This is a genomic window from Ruegeria marisflavi (genome assembly GCF_025673445.1).
In the GTDB taxonomy this organism is placed as follows: Bacteria; Pseudomonadota; Alphaproteobacteria; order Rhodobacterales; family Rhodobacteraceae; genus Ruegeria_B; species Ruegeria_B marisflavi.
In genome coordinates this window covers 1-16709 of record NZ_JAOVQN010000009.1, presented here as the reverse complement: position 1 = coordinate 16709, position 16709 = coordinate 1, and the positions used below count along the sequence as shown (strand labels likewise).

The 16709-nt window shown below is 64.2% G+C and carries 15 protein-coding genes; 10 read left to right on the top strand and 5 right to left on the bottom strand.

Going from position 1 to position 16709, the window contains the following annotated elements; translation table 11 throughout:
* Window positions 1–17: 17 nt before the first annotated feature.
* From OEZ49_RS10135 to OEZ49_RS10095, 9 genes are all read left to right on the top strand, one after another.
* Window positions 18–2312: a bifunctional salicylyl-CoA 5-hydroxylase/oxidoreductase gene (locus OEZ49_RS10135; protein ID WP_263388193.1), complete on the top strand. Its 2295-nt coding sequence runs from the start codon at window positions 18–20 to the stop codon at window positions 2310–2312.
* The gene (locus tag OEZ49_RS10130) at window positions 2309–3067 is read left to right on the top strand and encodes an SDR family NAD(P)-dependent oxidoreductase (protein WP_263388192.1); all 759 of its coding nucleotides are present in this window, start codon (window positions 2309–2311) and stop codon (window positions 3065–3067) included. The genes OEZ49_RS10135 and OEZ49_RS10130 overlap by 4 nt, the downstream gene beginning before the upstream one ends.
* Window positions 3064–3531, top strand: coding sequence for a MarR family winged helix-turn-helix transcriptional regulator (locus OEZ49_RS10125; protein WP_263388191.1), 468 nt, complete (start codon window positions 3064–3066; stop codon window positions 3529–3531). Before OEZ49_RS10130 ends, OEZ49_RS10125 begins: the two co-directional genes overlap by 4 nt.
* Entirely contained in the window at window positions 3528–4331 is an 804-nt protein-coding gene (locus OEZ49_RS10120) for an enoyl-CoA hydratase family protein (protein WP_234168076.1), read from the top strand. Before OEZ49_RS10125 ends, OEZ49_RS10120 begins: the two co-directional genes overlap by 4 nt.
* 70 nt (window positions 4332–4401) lie before the next feature.
* Window positions 4402–5544, top strand: coding sequence for an acyl-CoA dehydrogenase family protein (locus OEZ49_RS10115; protein ID WP_263388190.1), 1143 nt, complete (start codon window positions 4402–4404; stop codon window positions 5542–5544).
* Between the two features lie 28 nt (window positions 5545–5572).
* Complete coding sequence (locus OEZ49_RS10110; RefSeq protein ID WP_164132118.1) at window positions 5573–6025, top strand: cupin domain-containing protein; 453 nt, start codon at window positions 5573–5575, stop codon at window positions 6023–6025.
* Between the two features lie 3 nt (window positions 6026–6028).
* Window positions 6029–7651 (top strand): AMP-binding protein, encoded by a 1623-nt coding sequence (locus OEZ49_RS10105; RefSeq protein ID WP_263388189.1) that lies wholly within the window; start codon window positions 6029–6031, stop codon window positions 7649–7651.
* Window positions 7652–7664: 13 nt separating this feature from the next.
* Entirely contained in the window at window positions 7665–8060 is a 396-nt protein-coding gene (locus OEZ49_RS10100) for a RidA family protein (RefSeq protein WP_263388188.1), read from the top strand.
* An 83-nt stretch (window positions 8061–8143) separates the two neighbouring features.
* Window positions 8144–9673: a sulfatase-like hydrolase/transferase gene (locus tag OEZ49_RS10095; RefSeq protein WP_263388187.1), complete on the top strand. Its 1530-nt coding sequence runs from the start codon at window positions 8144–8146 to the stop codon at window positions 9671–9673.
* Here the strand turns inward: OEZ49_RS10095 and OEZ49_RS10090 are convergent.
* From OEZ49_RS10090 to OEZ49_RS10070, 5 genes are read right to left on the bottom strand one after another with little or no spacing between them, the layout of a single operon-like run.
* Window positions 9664–10101 (bottom strand): MerR family transcriptional regulator, encoded by a 438-nt coding sequence (locus tag OEZ49_RS10090; protein WP_263388186.1) that lies wholly within the window; start codon window positions 10099–10101, stop codon window positions 9664–9666. The genes OEZ49_RS10095 and OEZ49_RS10090 overlap by 10 nt on opposite strands.
* Window positions 10102–10141: 40 nt before the next feature.
* Window positions 10142–11377: a Tm-1-like ATP-binding domain-containing protein gene (locus OEZ49_RS10085; protein WP_263388185.1), complete on the bottom strand. Its 1236-nt coding sequence runs from the start codon at window positions 11375–11377 to the stop codon at window positions 10142–10144.
* Window positions 11377–12318, bottom strand: a complete 942-nt coding sequence (locus tag OEZ49_RS10080; RefSeq protein WP_263388184.1) for a phosphotransferase — start codon at window positions 12316–12318, stop codon at window positions 11377–11379. The genes OEZ49_RS10085 and OEZ49_RS10080 overlap by 1 nt, the downstream gene beginning before the upstream one ends.
* A complete protein-coding gene (locus OEZ49_RS10075; RefSeq protein WP_263388183.1) occupies window positions 12315–13613 on the bottom strand; it encodes an aspartate aminotransferase family protein in 1299 nt (432 codons plus the stop codon). Before OEZ49_RS10075 ends, OEZ49_RS10080 begins: the two co-directional genes overlap by 4 nt.
* Window positions 13610–15088, bottom strand: coding sequence for an aldehyde dehydrogenase (locus OEZ49_RS10070; RefSeq protein ID WP_263388182.1), 1479 nt, complete (start codon window positions 15086–15088; stop codon window positions 13610–13612). Before OEZ49_RS10070 ends, OEZ49_RS10075 begins: the two co-directional genes overlap by 4 nt.
* 120 nt (window positions 15089–15208) lie before the next feature.
* Between OEZ49_RS10070 and OEZ49_RS10065 the strand changes: the two genes are divergently transcribed.
* Window positions 15209–16564 carry an aspartate aminotransferase family protein gene (locus OEZ49_RS10065; protein ID WP_263388181.1) on the top strand — a complete coding sequence of 452 codons (1356 nt, stop codon included), beginning with the start codon at window positions 15209–15211 and terminating at the stop codon, window positions 16562–16564.
* Window positions 16565–16709 lie beyond the last annotated feature (145 nt).

Genomic DNA, 16709 nt, shown 5'->3' with positions numbered 1-16709 from the left:
TTGCGAGGGAGGATGCAATGCGTGTCGCATGTCTGGGTGGCGGTCCGGCGGGGCTCTATTTCGCCATTTCGATGAAACTGCGCGACCCCTCGCACGAGGTCACGGTGATCGAGCGCAACAAGGGTGACGATACATTCGGTTGGGGCGTGGTACTGAGCGATGACGCGCTGGAGAACCTGGCCGCCAACGACCCCATCAGCGCCGAGACGATCCGTTCGAACTTTGCCTATTGGGACGATATCGCGGTGGTGCATGACGGGGTGCGCACCGTCTCGGGCGGGCACGGTTTTGCCGGGATCGGGCGCAAGGCGATGCTCTTGCTGCTTCAGGACCGCGCCCGCGAACTTGGCGTCGATCTGCAATTCCAGACCGAGGCACGCCCCATCGCCGAATATCAGGCGGAATACGATCTGGTGGTGGCCTGCGACGGGCTGAACTCGCGCGTGCGCAGCGATCTGGCCGCGCTTTTCAAACCCGATATCGACACCCGCCAGTGCAAGTTTATCTGGCTCGGCACCCATCAGAAATTCGACGACGCGTTCACCTTCATCTTCGAGAAGACCGAACATGGCTGGATGTGGGTGCATGCCTATCAGTTCGATGAGGACACCGCGACGGTGATCGTGGAATGCAGCCAGGAGACCTGGGACGCCTGGGGATTCGAGCATATGTCCAAGGAAGAGAGCGTCGCCACCTGCGAGCGCATCTTTGCCGCGCATCTGGGTGGCCATCGTCTGATGTCCAATGCCAGCCATCTGCGTGGCTCGGCGGTCTGGATCAACTTCCCCCGCGTTCTGTGCGAGAAATGGCACCACGAAAACGTGGTGCTTATGGGCGATGCGGCGGCCACCGCACATTTCTCGATCGGCTCGGGCTCGCGGCTGGCCTTTGACAGCGCGATTTCGCTGGCCACCTATCTGCATTCCGAACCGACGATGGAGAGCGCGTTCGAACGCTATCAGGAGGAGCGCCGGCTTGACGTGCTGCGCCTGCAATCGGCGGCGCGCAACTCGCTGGAGTGGTTCGAGCAGGTCCAACGGTATCTGGACATGGACCCGGTGCAGTTCAACTATTCGCTGCTGACCCGCAGCCAGCGGATCAGCCACGAGAACCTGCGCCTGCGCGATGCCGACTGGCTGCGCTCGGCCGAACAGTGGTTCCAGACCCGCGCAGGCGCTGCGGCCGAACCCGTACGCGCGCCGATGTTCGCCCCCTTCCGCTTGCGCGATATGGAGCTGAAGAACCGCATCGTGGTCTCGCCCATGGCTCAATACAAGGCGGTCGATGGCTGCCCGACCGACTGGCACCTGATCCATTACGGCGAGCGCGCTAAGGGCGGCGCGGGCTTGGTCTATACTGAGATGACCTGTGTCAGCCCCACGGGTCGCATTACCCCCGGTTGCCCCGGCCTTTATGCGCCCGAGCATGAGGCCGCGTGGAAACGGCTAACCGATTTCGTACATTGCGAGACGAGCGCCAAAATCTGCTGCCAGATCGGTCATTCAGGCCGCAAGGGCTCGACCCAGCTGGGTTGGGAGACGATGGATGCGCCGCTGAAGGTCGAGAACTGGGACCTGATCTCGGCCTCACCCATCCCGTGGTCCGCCAACAATGCCACCCCGCGTGAAATGACGCGGACGGATATGGACGCGGTGCGCGATCAGTTCGTCGCCGCCGCGCAAATGGCCGAGCGGGCGGGTTTCGACATGATCGAGCTGCACGCCGCGCATGGCTATCTGATCTCGTCCTTCATCTCGCCGATGTCGAACACGCGCAGCGACGACTATGGCGGAGTACTGGAAAACCGCATGCGCTACCCGCTGGAAGTATTCACCGCGATGCGCGCGGCCTGGCCCAAGGACAAACCGATGTCTGTGCGGATCTCGGCCAATGACTGGGTGGACGAGGCCGGTGTCACGCCAGAGGAGGCGGTCAAGATCGCGGCCATGTTCCACGCGGCGGGTGCCGATATCATCGACGTCTCGGCGGGCCAGACCTCGATCGAGGCAAAGCCGGTCTATGGCCGCATGTTCCAGACCCCGTTCTCGGACCGCATCCGCAACGAAACCGGTATCGCCACCATGGCGGTGGGCAATATCTATGAGGCCGACCATGCCAACTCGATCCTGATGGCGGGCCGGGCCGACCTGATCTGCGTGGGTCGCCCGCATCTGGCCGACCCTTACTGGACCCTGCACGAGGCCGCCCGCATCGGCGACCGCCACGCCGACTGGCCGCTGCCCTATCTGGCGGGCCGCGATCAGGCCTGGCGCCTGGCCGACCGTGATGCCGAGACGGAGATCCGCGCATGATGCTCGACGGCACCCATGCGGTGGTCACCGGCGGCGGCACCGGCACCGGCGCCGCGATTGCCGAGGCGCTGGCCCATGCCGGTGCCAAGGTCACCGTGCTGGGCCGCCGCGAGGGGCCGTTGCGCGAGGTGGCCAAACAGCACAAGTTCATCGGCTGGGTCACCTGCGACGTGACCGATCCGGCGGAAGTGCGCGCCGCCTTTCGACAAGCGCGCGATCTGAACGGCCCGGTCGGCGTGGTGGTCGCCAATGCGGGTGCCGCCGACAGCACACCGTTCAGCAAGATGACCGCCGAAGGGTTCCAGCAGATGCTGGACGTGAACCTCAAGGGCGTGTTCAACAGCTTTCAGGCGGGACTGGCCGATATGAAAAACGCGGGCGAGGGCCGGTTGATCGCCATCGCCTCGACCGCCGGGCTCAAGGGTTATCCCTATGTGGCGGGCTATTGCGCCGCCAAACACGGGGTGGTGGGCCTGATCCGGGCGCTGGCGGTGGAACTGGGCCGCACCGCCGTGACCGCAAACGCCATCTGCCCCGGCTTCATCGAAACCCCGATGCTGGAACGTTCCATTGCCAATATCGTGGGCAAGACCGGTCTGAGCGCGGAAGCTGCGGCAAAGTCGTTGCGCAAGGGCAATCCGCAGGACCGGTTCATCCAGGTGGACGAGGTCGCGGGCGCCGTCCTCTGGCTCTGCTCCGAGGCCGCCCGGTCGGTGAACGGCCATGCCCTTGCCCTGTCGGGAGGAGAGATATGAGCGCACCCAACCCCCGCCCCGATGCCGGGCCGGACAGCAAGGCGCGGCTGCGCCTCTGGCTGAAACTGTTAAAAGCGACGCGCACGGTGGAATCCGGCCTGCGCGAGAACCTGCGGACCGAGTTCGCCTCGACCCTGCCGCGGTTTGACGTGATGAGCGCGCTGGCCCGCAACGCGGGCGGGCTGAAGATGAGCGAGCTGTCGGGCCTGCTCAAGGTGTCGAACGGCAATGTGACCGGCATCATCGAACGGCTGGTCGAGGATGGCCATGTACTGCGCGAACCGGTGCCGGGCGACCGCCGCGCCAACCGGGTCCGCCTGACCCGCAAGGGCGAAGAGGAATTTGCCCGGCAAGCCGCGCGCCACGAGGCCTGGGTCGACGATCTGCTGGGCGCGCTCAACGCCGACGAGGCGCGCGCGATCACCGCAACGCTGGACCGCATTCTGACAGAGGGAAAATCATGACCGCCGCCGACACCACACATTTCCTGTGCACCATCGAGGACGGCATCGCACGCATCGCGCTGGACCGGCCCGAGCGCAAGAACCCGCTGACCTTCGACAGCTATGCCGAGCTGCGCGACTGGTTCCGCGACCTGCATTACAACGACGACATCAAGGCGGTGGTCTTTGCCTCGAACGGCGGCAATTTCAGCTCGGGCGGCGATGTGCATGACATCATCGGGCCGCTGACCCGGATGAACATGAAAGAGCTGCTGCAATTCACCCGCATGACCGGCGATCTGGTCAAGGCGATGATCAATTGCGGCAAGCCGGTGATTGCCGCCATCGACGGCATCTGCGTGGGCGCGGGCGCGATCATCGCCATGGCCTCTGACCTGCGTATCGCCACGCCCGAGGCCAAGGTGGCCTTTCTCTTTACCCGCGTTGGCCTCGCTGGCTGCGACATGGGCGCCTGCGCCATCCTGCCCCGGATCATCGGCCAGGGCCGCGCGGCGGAGCTGCTTTATACCGGCCGCGCGATGAGCGCCGACGAGGGTGCCGCCTGGGGCTTTCACAACCGGCTGGTGGCGGCGGACGCGCTGGAGGGTGAGGCCCGCAAACTGGCCCAGCAGATCGCGGCGGGCCCGAATTTCGGCCATATGATCACCAAGACCATGCTGGCGCAGGAATGGTCGATGTCCATCGAACAGGCGATCGAGGCCGAAGCGCAGGCACAGGCGATCTGCATGCAGACCGGCGATTTCGAACGTGCCTATCGTGCCTTCGTCGCCAAGGAAAAACCCGTCTTTATGGGTGATTGAGGTCGGACCGGGGCGCTGCCCCGGACCCCGGAGTATTTGGGGCGGAATGAAGCCCCTTGGGAGGAATGAGATGGCAGACCGCAGCTTCCTGAGCTGGCCGTTTTTCGACGAGACCCATCGCGCCCGCGCCGAGGCGATGGAGGGCTGGTGCGCGCGCCTGCATGTGGATCACGGCAACATTGACGCGGCCTGCCGCAAGCTGGTGGCGGATCTGGGCGCGGGCGGTTGGTTGCAGGCCACCGGGGCTGCCGAGGGTGAGCGGCTGGATGTGCGGACCTTGTGTCTCAGCCGCGAGATCCTCGCCCGCCATGACGGGCTGGCCGACTTCGCCTTTGCCATGCAGGGGCTGGGCACCGGGGCGATCTCGCTTTTTGGCACCCCGGCGCAGCAGGCCGAATGGCTGCCGCTCACACGCAGCGGTCAAGCGATCTCGGCCTTTGCGCTGACCGAACCGCAATCGGGTTCGGACGTGGCCAATTCCACCATGACGGCCACCGCCGATGGTGACGATTACGTGCTGAACGGCGAAAAGACCTGGATTTCGAACGGCGGCATCGCCGATGTCTATACGCTCTTTGCCCGCACCGGCGAGGCACCCGGCGCGCGCGGGCTCAGCGCCTTTGTCCTGCCCGCGGGCCTGCCGGGGTTCGAGGTGGTCGAGCGGCTGGAGGTGATGGCGCCGCACCCGCTGGCGCGGCTGCGCTTTAGTGACGTGCGGGTGCCGAAATCGGCGCTTCTGGGCGCACCCGGAGAAGGGTTCAAGGTGGCCATGGCAGTGCTCGACGTGTTCCGCTCGACCGTGGCGGCGGCGGCGCTGGGATTTGCCCGCCGCGCGCTGGACGAGGCGCTGGCGCGCGTCACCACACGGCAGGTGCAGGGCGCACCGCTCTTCGATCTGCAGATGGTGCAGGGCCATATCGCCGATATGGCGCTGGATGTGGATGCCAGCGCACTGCTTACCTATCGCGCCGCCTGGGCCAAGGACATGGGCGCCCCGCGCGTCAGCCGTGAGGCGGCGATGGCCAAGCTTTATTCCACCGACCACGCCCAGCAGGTGATCGACCGCGCGGTGCAACTGTTCGGTGGCGACGGGGTGCGGCGCGGCGAAAAGGTCGAGGAGCTGTATCGCGATATCCGCGCCCTGCGCATCTATGAGGGCGCCAGCGACGTGCAGCGGGTGGTGATCGCCCGCCAGGTGTTGGCGCAAGGATAAGACCAAAACGTCAATGGGAGGAGAGACCATGACCCAGGATCTGGAAAAGGGCATTACCGAAAACGGCACCGGTTATGACGGTGTGGTCTGGAACATACTGGGCCAGACCTATTACCCCAAGGCGGTTTGCGAGACGACCTTTGCCTTTGAGACGAACTCGGAACCGGGGCAGTTCGTGCCGGTACATGTCCACCCCACCCAGGATGAATTCATCCTGGTTCAGGAGGGCGAACTGGACCTGAAACTGGACGGTGTCTGGACCAAGGCGCGCGCCGGCGATCTGGTGCGCATGCCCAAGGGCATCCCGCATGGCTATTTCAACAAGTCCGACAAACCGGCCCGCGCGCTGTTCTGGGTCTCGCCCGCGCGCAAGCTGAAAGAACTGTTCGAAGCGCTGGACAATCTGGAGGATGTCGAACGGGTGGTCGAACTCTCGGCCCAGCACGAGGTCGATTTCCTGCCGCCCGAGGCGAATGACTGAACCATGCTGGGACCAAGCGCACATATCGACACGTTCACCCGGGACAACCTACCGCCGCCCGAGCAATGGCCCGATTTCCTGCTGGACGGGTTCGATTATCCCGAGCACCTGAATGTCGGGGTCGAACTGACCGATGCCATGGTCGACAAGGGGTTTGGCGACCATACCGCGCTGTTCGGCAATGGCCGGCGGCGCACCTACAAGGAACTCAGCGACTGGACCAACCGGCTGGCCCATGTGCTGGTCGAGGATCTGGGCGTGAAACCGGGCAACCGGGTGCTGATCCGCTCGGCCAACAACCCGGCCATGGTGGCCTGCTGGCTGGCCGCGACAAAGGCGGGCGCGGTGGTGGTCAACACCATGCCGATGCTGCGCGCCGGTGAATTGGGCAAGATCATCGACAAGGCCGAGATCACCCATGCCCTGTGCGACACGCGGCTGATGGAGGAGCTGGTCACCTGCGCCAAGACCTCAAAACACCTGCGCACGGTGGTGGGCTTTGACGGCACCTCGAACCACGATGCCGAGCTGGACCGGCTGGCGCTGCAAAAACCGGTACGGTTTCAGGCAGTCGCGACCGGGCGGGACGATGTGGCGCTGTTGGGGTTCACCTCTGGCACCACGGGCGACCCCAAGGCGACGATGCACTTCCATCGCGACCTGCTGATCATCGCCGACGGTTACGCGCGCGAGGTTCTGGGCGTTACGCCGGATGACGTGTTCATCGGCTCGCCGCCGCTGGCCTTTACCTTTGGGCTGGGCGGTCTGGCGGTGTTCCCGCTGCGCTTTGGTGCCGCCGCGACCCTGCTGGAACAGGCAAGCCCGCCCAACATGGTCGAGATCATACAGCAGTATGGCGCCACCGTCTGTTTCACCGCGCCCACCGCCTATCGCTTCATGCTCAAGGCGATGGAGGAAGGCGCAGACCTCAGTTCGCTGCGGGCGGCGGTTTCGGCGGGCGAGACCCTGCCCGCCCCGGTCTATGACGAATGGATCGCCAAGACCGGCAAGCCGATGCTCGACGGGATCGGCGCCACCGAGATGCTGCATATCTTCATCTCGAACCGGTTCGATGACCACCGCCCGGCCTGTACCGGCAAGCCGGTAACGGGGTACGAGGTGCGGATACTCGATGCCGAGGGCAACGAAGCGCCGCGGGGTGAAGTCGGGCGACTGGCAGTGCGCGGTCCGACCGGTTGTCGCTATCTGGCCGACGACCGGCAGGCGGGATATGTCCAGAACGGCTGGAACGTGACCGGCGACAGTTTCGTGATGGATGCCGATGGATATCTGCATTTTGCCGCCCGCAGCGACGACATGATCGTCAGCTCGGGCTACAACATCGCCGGGCCCGAGGTCGAGGCGGCGCTGCTGTCGCATCCGGCAGTGGCCGAATGCGGCGTCATCGGCGCCCCGGACGAGGCGCGGGGCCATATCGTCGAGGCCCATGTGGTGCTGGCGCCGGGCCATACCGGCGACGCGCTGATGGTCAAAACCTTGCAGGACCACGTCAAGGCGACCATCGCCCCCTATAAATACCCGCGCAGCGTCCGGTTCATCGACGCGCTGCCAAAGACTCAGACCGGCAAGATCCAGCGCTTCCGCTTGCGCACGGACGATCAATAGACGGAGGCCAGAAATGACCCACAAGACCATCCAGCCCGAGGGCTGGGCCCCTGCCAAGGGCTATGCCAACGGCATGCTGACCCGCGACGGGCATCTCTATGTCGGCGGGCAGATCGGCTGGAATGCGCAGCAGCAGTTCGAAAGCCACGATTTCATCGGCCAGATGGAACAGGCGCTGAGCAATATCCTCGACGTGGTCGAAGCGGCCGGAGGCCGGGCCGAGCACATCACCCGGCTGACCTGGTACGTGACCGACAAGAAGGAATACATTGCCCGCCAAGCCGAGATCGGCGCCAGCTATCGCAAGGTGATGGGCCGGCATTTCCCGGCCATGGCGATGGTTGTGGTGGCAGGCCTTGTCGAGGACGATGCGCTGGTCGAGATCGAGGCCACCGCCGTCATCGACTGATCCGGGCCGCCGGAAGGCCCGGCTGGACAGGGGGGAGCCAACTGGCTACCCATTGGTCGTTCGAAAAAGCGGCAGGTCGGGACATGAGCAGGCAAGGCAACGTTCTTTTTATCATCATCGACCAGTTGCGCGCCGATTGCCTATGGGGCGGGCTGGCGGGTCATGTCGATCTGCCGCATCTGCGGGCGCTGGCCGAAGATGCGGTCAGCTTTCGCCGCCACTATTCGGTGACCAACCCCTGCGGCCCCTCGCGCGCCTCTATCCTGACCGGGCAATACGCGATGAACCACCGCTCGGTCCGCAACGGCACTCCGCTGCGCCATGACACTCCCAATATCGCGACCGAGATGCGCAAGGCGGGCTATATGCCGCTGCTCTTTGGCTATACCGATACCTCGCAGGATCCACGCGCCTACGACGCCAACGATCCGGCGCTCAAGACCTATGAGTTCCCGATGATCGGGTTTCACGAAGTAACCGAGATGCGGCTGGAGATGTCCTATCCCTGGCAATCGCATCTGAAGAACCGCGGTTATACCTTCGACGATTACGCGCAGGTCTATGTACCCCGCCCCGATGCCGACGGCGCCCCACGCCTGAACGGCCCGGCGATGTACCGGGCCGAGGACAGCGATACCGCCTTTCTGACCGATCAGTTCCTTGCCAACATGCCCGCATGGGCCGGGCAGAACTGGTTCGCGCATCTCACCTATATCCGGCCGCACCCGCCGCTGGTAGCGCCCGCGCCCTATAACACGATGTACGATCCCGCCAAGTTACCCCTGCCCGCGCGGCTGTCGACGCGCGACGACGAGGCAGGCGAACACCCCTTCTTGGGCCCCGCCACCCGCTATTCCAGCCCGGCCAGTTTCGTGTTGGGCTTCCCCGATCTGGAGCCCACCGACGAGACCATCCAGACTTTGCGCGCGGTCTATCTTGGCCTTGCGACCGAGGTCGACACTCATATCGGTCGGGTGATCGCGCATCTGAAAGAGACAGGCCAGTATGACGACACCCTGATCGTGGTCACCGCCGATCATGGCGAGATGCTGGGCGACCGCCATAGCTGGGGCAAGATGACGGTCTATGACGCCGCCTATCACACGCCGCTGATCATCCGCGCACCGGGCTGCAAACCGGGCCATGTGGTCGAGGCCCCGACCGAATCAATCGACCTGATGCCCACCATCCTTGAGTGGGTCGGGCAGGAGGTTCCGAACTCGGTCGATGGCTGCTCGCTCAGGCCCTTCCTGACGGGCGAGGCGCCCTCCGACTGGCGGCAGTACTCCTTTTCCGAGCTGGATATCTCGGCCCCGCTGACGCCAACTCTCTGGCAGCAGGAGTTCGGCTTTGGCCCCAGCGCGGGCGCGGTGGCGATCCTGCGCGATGCGCGCTTTACCCTTGTCGAATTCGCCGCCGATCTGCCGCCGATGCTGTTCGACCATCAAGGCGAGGGCGAGTTCCGCAACGTGGCGGGCGACCCCGACCATGTCGCGGATCTGGCGCGGCTGTCCCGGCAGATGCTGCGCCACCGGATGCGCAACATGGACCATACGCTGTCGCTCTGCACGATCACCCAGGAGGGGGCCAAGACCCGGCGCCGCTACGACTGAACCGGGGCTTCCGAGCCGTGATCGGTCAGACATTCGGCATGGTCGCGCAACACTTCGAGAACGCGGCAATCGCTGCCGCGATGACCGTCGCAACTGTCGATCATCCGCTGCAACTCGGTCTCCAGCGCGCGTAGCCGGGCCAGCCGCTGTTGCACCTGCGCCAGTTGCCGCCGGGCAATGGAATCCGAGGTCGAGCAGCTTTGCCCCGGTTGGTCGTTCAACGCCAGAAGCTCGCGGATCGCATCCAGGCCAAAGCCCAGTTGCCGCCCGTGGCGGATAAAGGCTAACCGGTCCAGCGCGGCCTCGTCATAGCGGCGCTGCCCGCCTGCGGTGCGCCCAGCCTCGGGCATCAGCCCGATCTGCTCGTAATAGCGGATGGTCTGCACCTTGGTGCCGGTTTTGCGGGCGAGGGTTCCAATCGTGTACATGTGGGAAAATCTACAGCTTATGTAGGTAATGGACCAGAGCTTAGGTCCCTTTGCCGACCAGCCCCCGCGCCACCCAATCGTCGAACACTGCCAGTGCCCGGTCCGAGAATTCGGCATCGTTGATATGGGCGTCCAGCTCGATCAGTTCGGCATTGGCCGGGCAAGCACTGCGGATCTCGTCACAAAAGGCCGCCAGCCCGTCCGCATCATGCAGCGGCGCGCCGGAGCGATCCCATTCATTGCAGCCCCCGGTGGGCAGCATCAGCGTCAACGGACCCTGAGCGCCCGCTAGTTTCTCACATATGGCCCGGGCAACCTGCCGCCGCTCGTCCGCGTCCAGCACTGCCGAGGTCAATAGACGGTTATGGGCATGGCTGGGCCGGTCGGCCAGCGCGGGGGGCGGCGCCTGCCAGCCGACATAATCAACCAGATCGTAACAGCCTGGCGCCACCAGTTGCGGGATGCCGCGTCGCCCGGCGTTGGTCATGCGGTCTTCGCCAGCGGACAAGCCGCCAAAGATGTGATTGGCCACTTCCTGAGGCGCGAAATCGAACACGGCGGCAAAGGCGCCCTCGGCCGCAAGGCTCTCGAACGCGCGCCCCCCCATGCCGGTGGCATGGAACACCGCCACCTCATATCCGCGCGCCTCCAGCGCCGGTTTCAGGCTGACCATGTATCGCAGCACCGTCTTGCCAAAGCTGGTCATGCCGATGAGGGGCCGGTCGCGGATCGGGGCCTCAACCGCCCGCGCCGCGCCCAGCACCGCTCCCGCCGCCTGGCTGAGCGAGGCCTGGCAAATCGAATTCAAGCCGTAGAGCCCCCCAGCCCAGAGGATCATCTGCACATCCGCCGGGATGCGGTCGGGTGGCAGCAAGGGTGAGAACGAGACAGTTGAGACGATGTATTTGGGGACCCCCAACGGCAGTGCCGAACACAGGTCCAGCGCCAGATCGGTGCCCATGGTGCCGCCCAGCACGATCACCCCATGGACGCGGCCCGCTCGGTACAACTCCAGCGCCTTGACCGCAGCACCGCGCGCCATGATCTGCATCGCGACATTCTCGTCACCGCTGTCGATCGCCGCCTGAATCGAGCTTCCGCCCGCCTCGGCCACCGCGTGTTTCGAGACATCCGTCGGCCGGGACGGATCGCCCAGCACGCTGACATCCATCGAGAGGACACTGCCACCCTGCCCCCTGGTCACGTTGGCCAGATAATTCAGCTCGTCATCCTTGGTGTCATAGGTGCCCACGATCAGGATCGTCTTGTCGCTCATCAGTGTTTCTCCTCCATGAATTCCTTCACCAATCGCAAGGCGGAATCGAGCATTCGAACCGACCTTTCTCGGCCGCCCGGCTCGTCAAGGCGTGACATGATCCAGCCCAGATAGGTCAGCGCCCGCAACAACAGCATGAAATCAAGTGTCTCCGGGTCCACTCTGCGCCGAACTGCGTACCCATCCAACAGACTTGCGCGAAGCGGACCGTACTGCGGTTGCCCGATGAACTTGACCAGAACCGTTGCAATATCGAAGTCCCTGTATCCCCATGCCCCATCGTCGAAATCTATGAACGCCACTGTCTGCTGGTCGACCAATACATTCTCGGCCACCAGATCGGCATGGATCAACCCTTCGTCCGAATCGGGCGCAAAATCCTCGAAACCGGCCAACGCCCAGTCGCGCGCGGCGATCAACAGCTGGCGCTGCTCCGCGTTCAGGTGCGGATGCTCCCAGAATCGCCCCCATAACGGCTCGGATCCCAGCAATCCCGCACAGCGCCAATCGGGGCGCTGAAACCCCTCTGGCGGCGTCCAAGCGTCTGACAGATCGTGCATCCGCGCCATTTGTGCCCCGACCATCCGGCCTACATCCTCTGGGTCCAGATCTGGTGCCAAGCATCCCATCTTACCCAGCGGACGGCCGTCGAGCCAAGTGAGCAGGCTGACATGTCGCCCCTCGATCTGGCCCAGCAAAGAACCGTCCGGCAGGCGCAACGGTTGCGGCACAACCAGTCCCGCCTGCCCCAACATTTCCATCCAGACCAGTTCCGAGCGCAGCTCGGCCTCGGTCCTGTACCCTTGTCGATGAAACCGCAGCGCAAGACGGCGCACGCCATCCGACACCTGCCAGACTTCGTTTTCCCGCCGCGCGGCCAGCGTGAAACCGGCCCGTTCCAGACCCCAAAACTGCAATGCACGGAGGACAGTCGCGGTCACGGTAGAAGCGGAGTGTCAGAGAGGACACCGTCAAGCGTTTCGATCAACTGATCGGCATTGTCACGGCTGAACGGCATGGGTGGACGGATCTTCAGCGTGTTGTAATGGATGCCCAGGAAATTCAGCAGAACGCCCCGTTGCCGCATTGCGTTGGCGACACGTTTGGCAAAGGCGGTGGCAGGCGTCTTGTCGGTTCGGTCCAGTACCATCTCGGCCCCGAAGAAAAGCCCCGACCCGCGCACATCGCCGATGCATTCATGCTGCGCCGCAAGCTCACGCAATCCCTCGCGGGCATACTCACCCACCGCGCGCGAGTTCTCCATCAACCCTTCGTCCTGCACCACCTTCAGCGTTGCAAGCGCTGCAGCGGCAGAGACCGGGTTGCCGCCGAAGGTGTTGAAATAGCGGAACCGCTCGCGAAACGCGGCCATGGTTTCGGGGCCGGTCACCACCCCGCCCACCGGATGGCCGTTGGCCATCGGCTTGCCCAAGGTCACCACGTCAGGCAGAATACCCGCCTTCTGATGCCCCCAGAAATGGCTGCCCAGACGGCCGAAACCGGGCTGCACCTCATCCGCGATCACGATACCGCCTGCACAACGCACGGTCTCGACTGCGGGGGCAAGCCAACCCGCTTCCAGCGATGGGAAGCCTTCGTTTGCGAAATAGGGGCAAAGGATCAGGCAAGCCAGCCGGTGGCCGCGTTCGGCCAGTGCCTCGATCTGTCCCTGCACGGCGGCGGCAAACGCCTGTGCGTGCGCCGGGCCCGGAACGCCGCCCAGGGGGCGATAGCTGTCGGGTGCGGGCACAAAGGCCATGTTGTCCCAATATCCGCCCGGCGGCGGGTTGGTGCGCGAGAGTTGCGACACCGCCATCGTATTGCCGTGATAGGTGTGATCGGTCGCGATCACCCCGGTATTGCCGGTAACCGCCTGCGCCATGCGCAGCGCGATATCGTTCGCCTCTGAGCCGGTGCAAGTCAGGATCGCGGTGTCCAGCGGCGCATCGAATGTCGCCGTCAGCGCCTCGACATAGTCGAGGATACCCTCGTGCAAGTAGCGGGTATGGGTGTTCAGCGTCGCGGCCTGCATCGCAATGGCCTCGACCACGCGCGGGTGACAATGTCCCACATGGGGCACGTTGTTATAGCAATCGAGGTACTTGTTACCGTCACTGTCCCACAGCCAGACCCCCTGCCCCCGAACCACATGTACCGGTTCGTCATAGAACACGCTGACATTCGGCCCCAACAGGCGTGCACGGCGGTCGAGAAGGGCCTGGGTCTCAGGCGTCATAGCTGCATCCAGGCGGTCTTCAGATCCACGTATTTGTCGAGCGCATGAAGGCTCTTGTCATGGCCGTTGCCCGACTGGCCGACGCCGCCCAAGGGCACGGTGCCATCCGCGCCGCCATAGGTGTTCACATGCACCACACCGGCGCGGATGGCGCGCACCACCCGATGGGCGCGGCTGAGGTCCGAGGTCCAAAGGCCCGAAGCCAGACCATAGACGGTGGAGTTGGCCAGATCGACCGCCTCTGCCTCTGTGTCAAATGCGCTCACTGCCAGCACCGGGCCGAACACCTCTTGCTGGTTCAACGTCGCGTCGCGCGCCACACCGGTCATCACCGTGGGCTGCATGTAATATCCGCCCGTCTCCTCCAGAATGCGATGGCCGCCCAGGGCGCAATCGGCGCCCTCGGCCAAGGCGGTCTCGACAAAGCGCAGGTTCTGCTCTAGCTGCGCCGCCGAATGCACCGCCCCCACCGAGGAGCCCAGATCGAGCGGATCGCCTACCTTCAGCGCACTGGCATGGCGGCAGAGCGCATCCACGAACTGATCATGGACCGACCGCTCCACGATCAGACGCGAGCCCGCGACACAGACCTGCCCCGAGTTGCGAAAAATGCCCGCCGCCGAGACCTTGGCCGCATGATCCAGATCGGCCACATCCGCAAAGACCACGTTGGGCGACTTGCCGCCCAGTTCCAGATAGCAGCGTTTCAGGTTCGAACGGGCGGAGTATTCCAACAGTCGCCGCCCGACCGCACCCGAGCCGGTAAAGACCAGAATGTCGATCTCCATCGACAGGCCCATCGCCTCGCCCACTTCGGACCCTTTGCCGGTGACCACGTTGAAGACGCCTTCGGGCAACCCCGCCTCCAGCGCCAGTTCCGCCAGCCGCAGGATCGAGAGCGAGGCGCTTTCGGCGGGTTTGACCACGATGGAATTGCCCATGGCCAGCGCCGGAGCGATCTTCCACGCGCCGATCATCAGGGGGAAATTCCACGGCAGGATGGCGCCCACCACGCCCACCGGTTCCTTGTGCACGAGGCCGAGGATATCGCCCCCCGTTGGGGCAATCTCGCCATAGACCTTGTCCAGCGCCTCGGCGTAGTAGCGAAAGGTCCCGGCGGCCGACCCGCTTTCGGCCTTGAAGGCCATGGAAATCTCGGTGCCGTTTTCGCGCACCCCTTGCACGGCAAGGTCCAGCGCCTCCGCCTCAATCAACTCGGCCAGACGGGTGAGCACCTTCTTGCGGGCGGCGGGCGACTGTCCGGCCCAGACGCGGGTGTCAAAGGCACGCCGAGCAGCGGCAGTTGCCTGCGCGACTTCCCGGGCGCCACCTCGGGCAATCTGGGTCAGTACGCATCCGTCGATGGGTGAGATCACGTCGAGCGTTTCGCCCCTGGTCTCGATCCGACCGTCGATCAGTTGACCACGTCGAGGGATGGCCCGGTTCCGCAGCATGTCGATACTTGATTGATCCAAGACCATCTCCCTCATCGGTTCATTATTCAAACCATCGTTTCAAAAAATTCTTGTCACAGGAGGTTCGCTGTGTCAAGCATGAGAGCCAAGGGGTAGCTCGCCGAAGAAGGAGAGATGTGGATGAAAAACGCAAACTTCATCAGGGAACAGAACGCCCGCCAGTTCTGGCAGCCGATGACGCATCCCGCCGACGCCCAGGCATATCCGCCTAAGATCATCACCGGCGCGTCCGGTGTCCGCATCCGCGATATCGACGGGCACGAGACCATCGACGCGGTCGGCGGGCTGTGGAACGTCAATCTGGGCTATTCCAACGACGCGGTGAAGCAGGCCATTTCAGGGCAGCTCGACACCCTGCCCTATTACTCGACCTTCCGCGGCACCACCAACGACGCCGCCATCGAACTGGCCTATGACCTGTGCGAATTTTTCACCGAGGAAGGCATCCAGCGGGTATTCTACACCTCGGGCGGCTCGGACAGCGTGGAAACCGCCCTGCGACTGGCGCGACAATATCACAAGCTGCGTGGGCAGCCGCAGCGGACCAAATTCCTGTCGCTAAAAAAAGGGTACCACGGCACCCATTTCGGCGGCGCCTCTGTCAATGGCAACAACAAGTTCCGCACCGATTACGAACCGCTGCTGCCCGGCTGTTTCCACATCCCCGCCCCCTATACCTATCGCAACCCGTTCAACGAAACCGACCCGGCGCGGCTGGCACAGCTTTGCGCCCAGGCGTTGGAGGACGAGATCGCCTTTCAGGGGGCCGAGACGATCGCGGCCTTCATCATGGAACCGATCCTGGGCGCGGGTGGAGTGATCCCACCGCATGAAAGCTTCATGCCGATGGTGCGCGAGATCTGCAACCGGAACGGCATCCTGCTGATCGCCGACGAGGTGATCACCGCATTCGGCCGCACCGGTGCCTGGTCGGGGTCGCGGCTCTGGGGGGTGCAGCCGGATATGATGTGCACCGCCAAAGCGATCACCAATGGGTATTTCCCCTTTGGCGCAGTGCTGATCGGCGCCCGGATGACCGAAGTGTTCGAGGGCGATGCCAGTGGCAAGGGCGCGATAAGCCACGGCTATACCTATTCCGGTCACCCGGTCGGGGCGGCGGCGGCAGTGGTCTGCCTGAAGGAAACGGTGAAGGCCAACGTGGCGAGAAATGCCGCTACGCGGGGCGCCGAGTTGTACAGCGGCCTGCAAACGCTGGCGGCGAAGCACGAGGTGATCGGCGATGTGCGCGGCGGTCACGGGCTGATGGCGGCGGTCGAGGTGGTCGCCGACCGTGCCAGCAAGGCCCCCGCCGGAGCGGCAACGATGAACACCGTCTATGAGACCGCGTATCAGGCCGGGGTGATGCTGCGGGTTTCAGGGCCGAACATCATCCTCTCACCGCCGCTGGTATTGAGCGATCAGGATGTCGCCGATATCCTGTTGGCGATGGACGCAGGATTTGCCGCGCTGGGGTAAGGGCGAGAGGGGGCGCTACCCCCGTCACCTTCGGTGACTCCCCCGGGATATTTTCCGCAAGAGGAAGAAGTTCGTCCTGAACAACTCCCATCGGGTTGATTTTGTTTTGAAATATTACGGTATCTCTCGCGATCAGCTGCAGGGT

Bases quoted from the DNA above. Each gene is read 5' to 3' on its own strand.
- OEZ49_RS10135 (WP_263388193.1), top strand. From the start codon at position 18: ATGCGTGTCGCATGTCTGGGTGGCGGTCCGGCGGGGCTCTATTTCGCC.
- OEZ49_RS10130 (WP_263388192.1), top strand. From the start codon at position 2,309: ATGATGCTCGACGGCACCCATGCGGTGGTCACCGGCGGCGGCACCGGC.
- OEZ49_RS10125 (WP_263388191.1), top strand. From the start codon at position 3,064: ATGAGCGCACCCAACCCCCGCCCCGATGCCGGGCCGGACAGCAAGGCG.
- OEZ49_RS10120 (WP_234168076.1), top strand. From the start codon at position 3,528: ATGACCGCCGCCGACACCACACATTTCCTGTGCACCATCGAGGACGGC.
- OEZ49_RS10115 (WP_263388190.1), top strand. From the start codon at position 4,402: ATGGCAGACCGCAGCTTCCTGAGCTGGCCGTTTTTCGACGAGACCCAT.
- OEZ49_RS10110 (WP_164132118.1), top strand. From the start codon at position 5,573: ATGACCCAGGATCTGGAAAAGGGCATTACCGAAAACGGCACCGGTTAT.
- OEZ49_RS10105 (WP_263388189.1), top strand. From the start codon at position 6,029: ATGCTGGGACCAAGCGCACATATCGACACGTTCACCCGGGACAACCTA.
- OEZ49_RS10100 (WP_263388188.1), top strand. From the start codon at position 7,665: ATGACCCACAAGACCATCCAGCCCGAGGGCTGGGCCCCTGCCAAGGGC.
- OEZ49_RS10095 (WP_263388187.1), top strand. From the start codon at position 8,144: ATGAGCAGGCAAGGCAACGTTCTTTTTATCATCATCGACCAGTTGCGC.
- OEZ49_RS10090 (WP_263388186.1), bottom strand. From the start codon at position 10,101: ATGTACACGATTGGAACCCTCGCCCGCAAAACCGGCACCAAGGTGCAG.
- OEZ49_RS10085 (WP_263388185.1), bottom strand. From the start codon at position 11,377: ATGAGCGACAAGACGATCCTGATCGTGGGCACCTATGACACCAAGGAT.
- OEZ49_RS10075 (WP_263388183.1), bottom strand. From the start codon at position 13,613: ATGACGCCTGAGACCCAGGCCCTTCTCGACCGCCGTGCACGCCTGTTG.
- OEZ49_RS10065 (WP_263388181.1), top strand. From the start codon at position 15,209: ATGAAAAACGCAAACTTCATCAGGGAACAGAACGCCCGCCAGTTCTGG.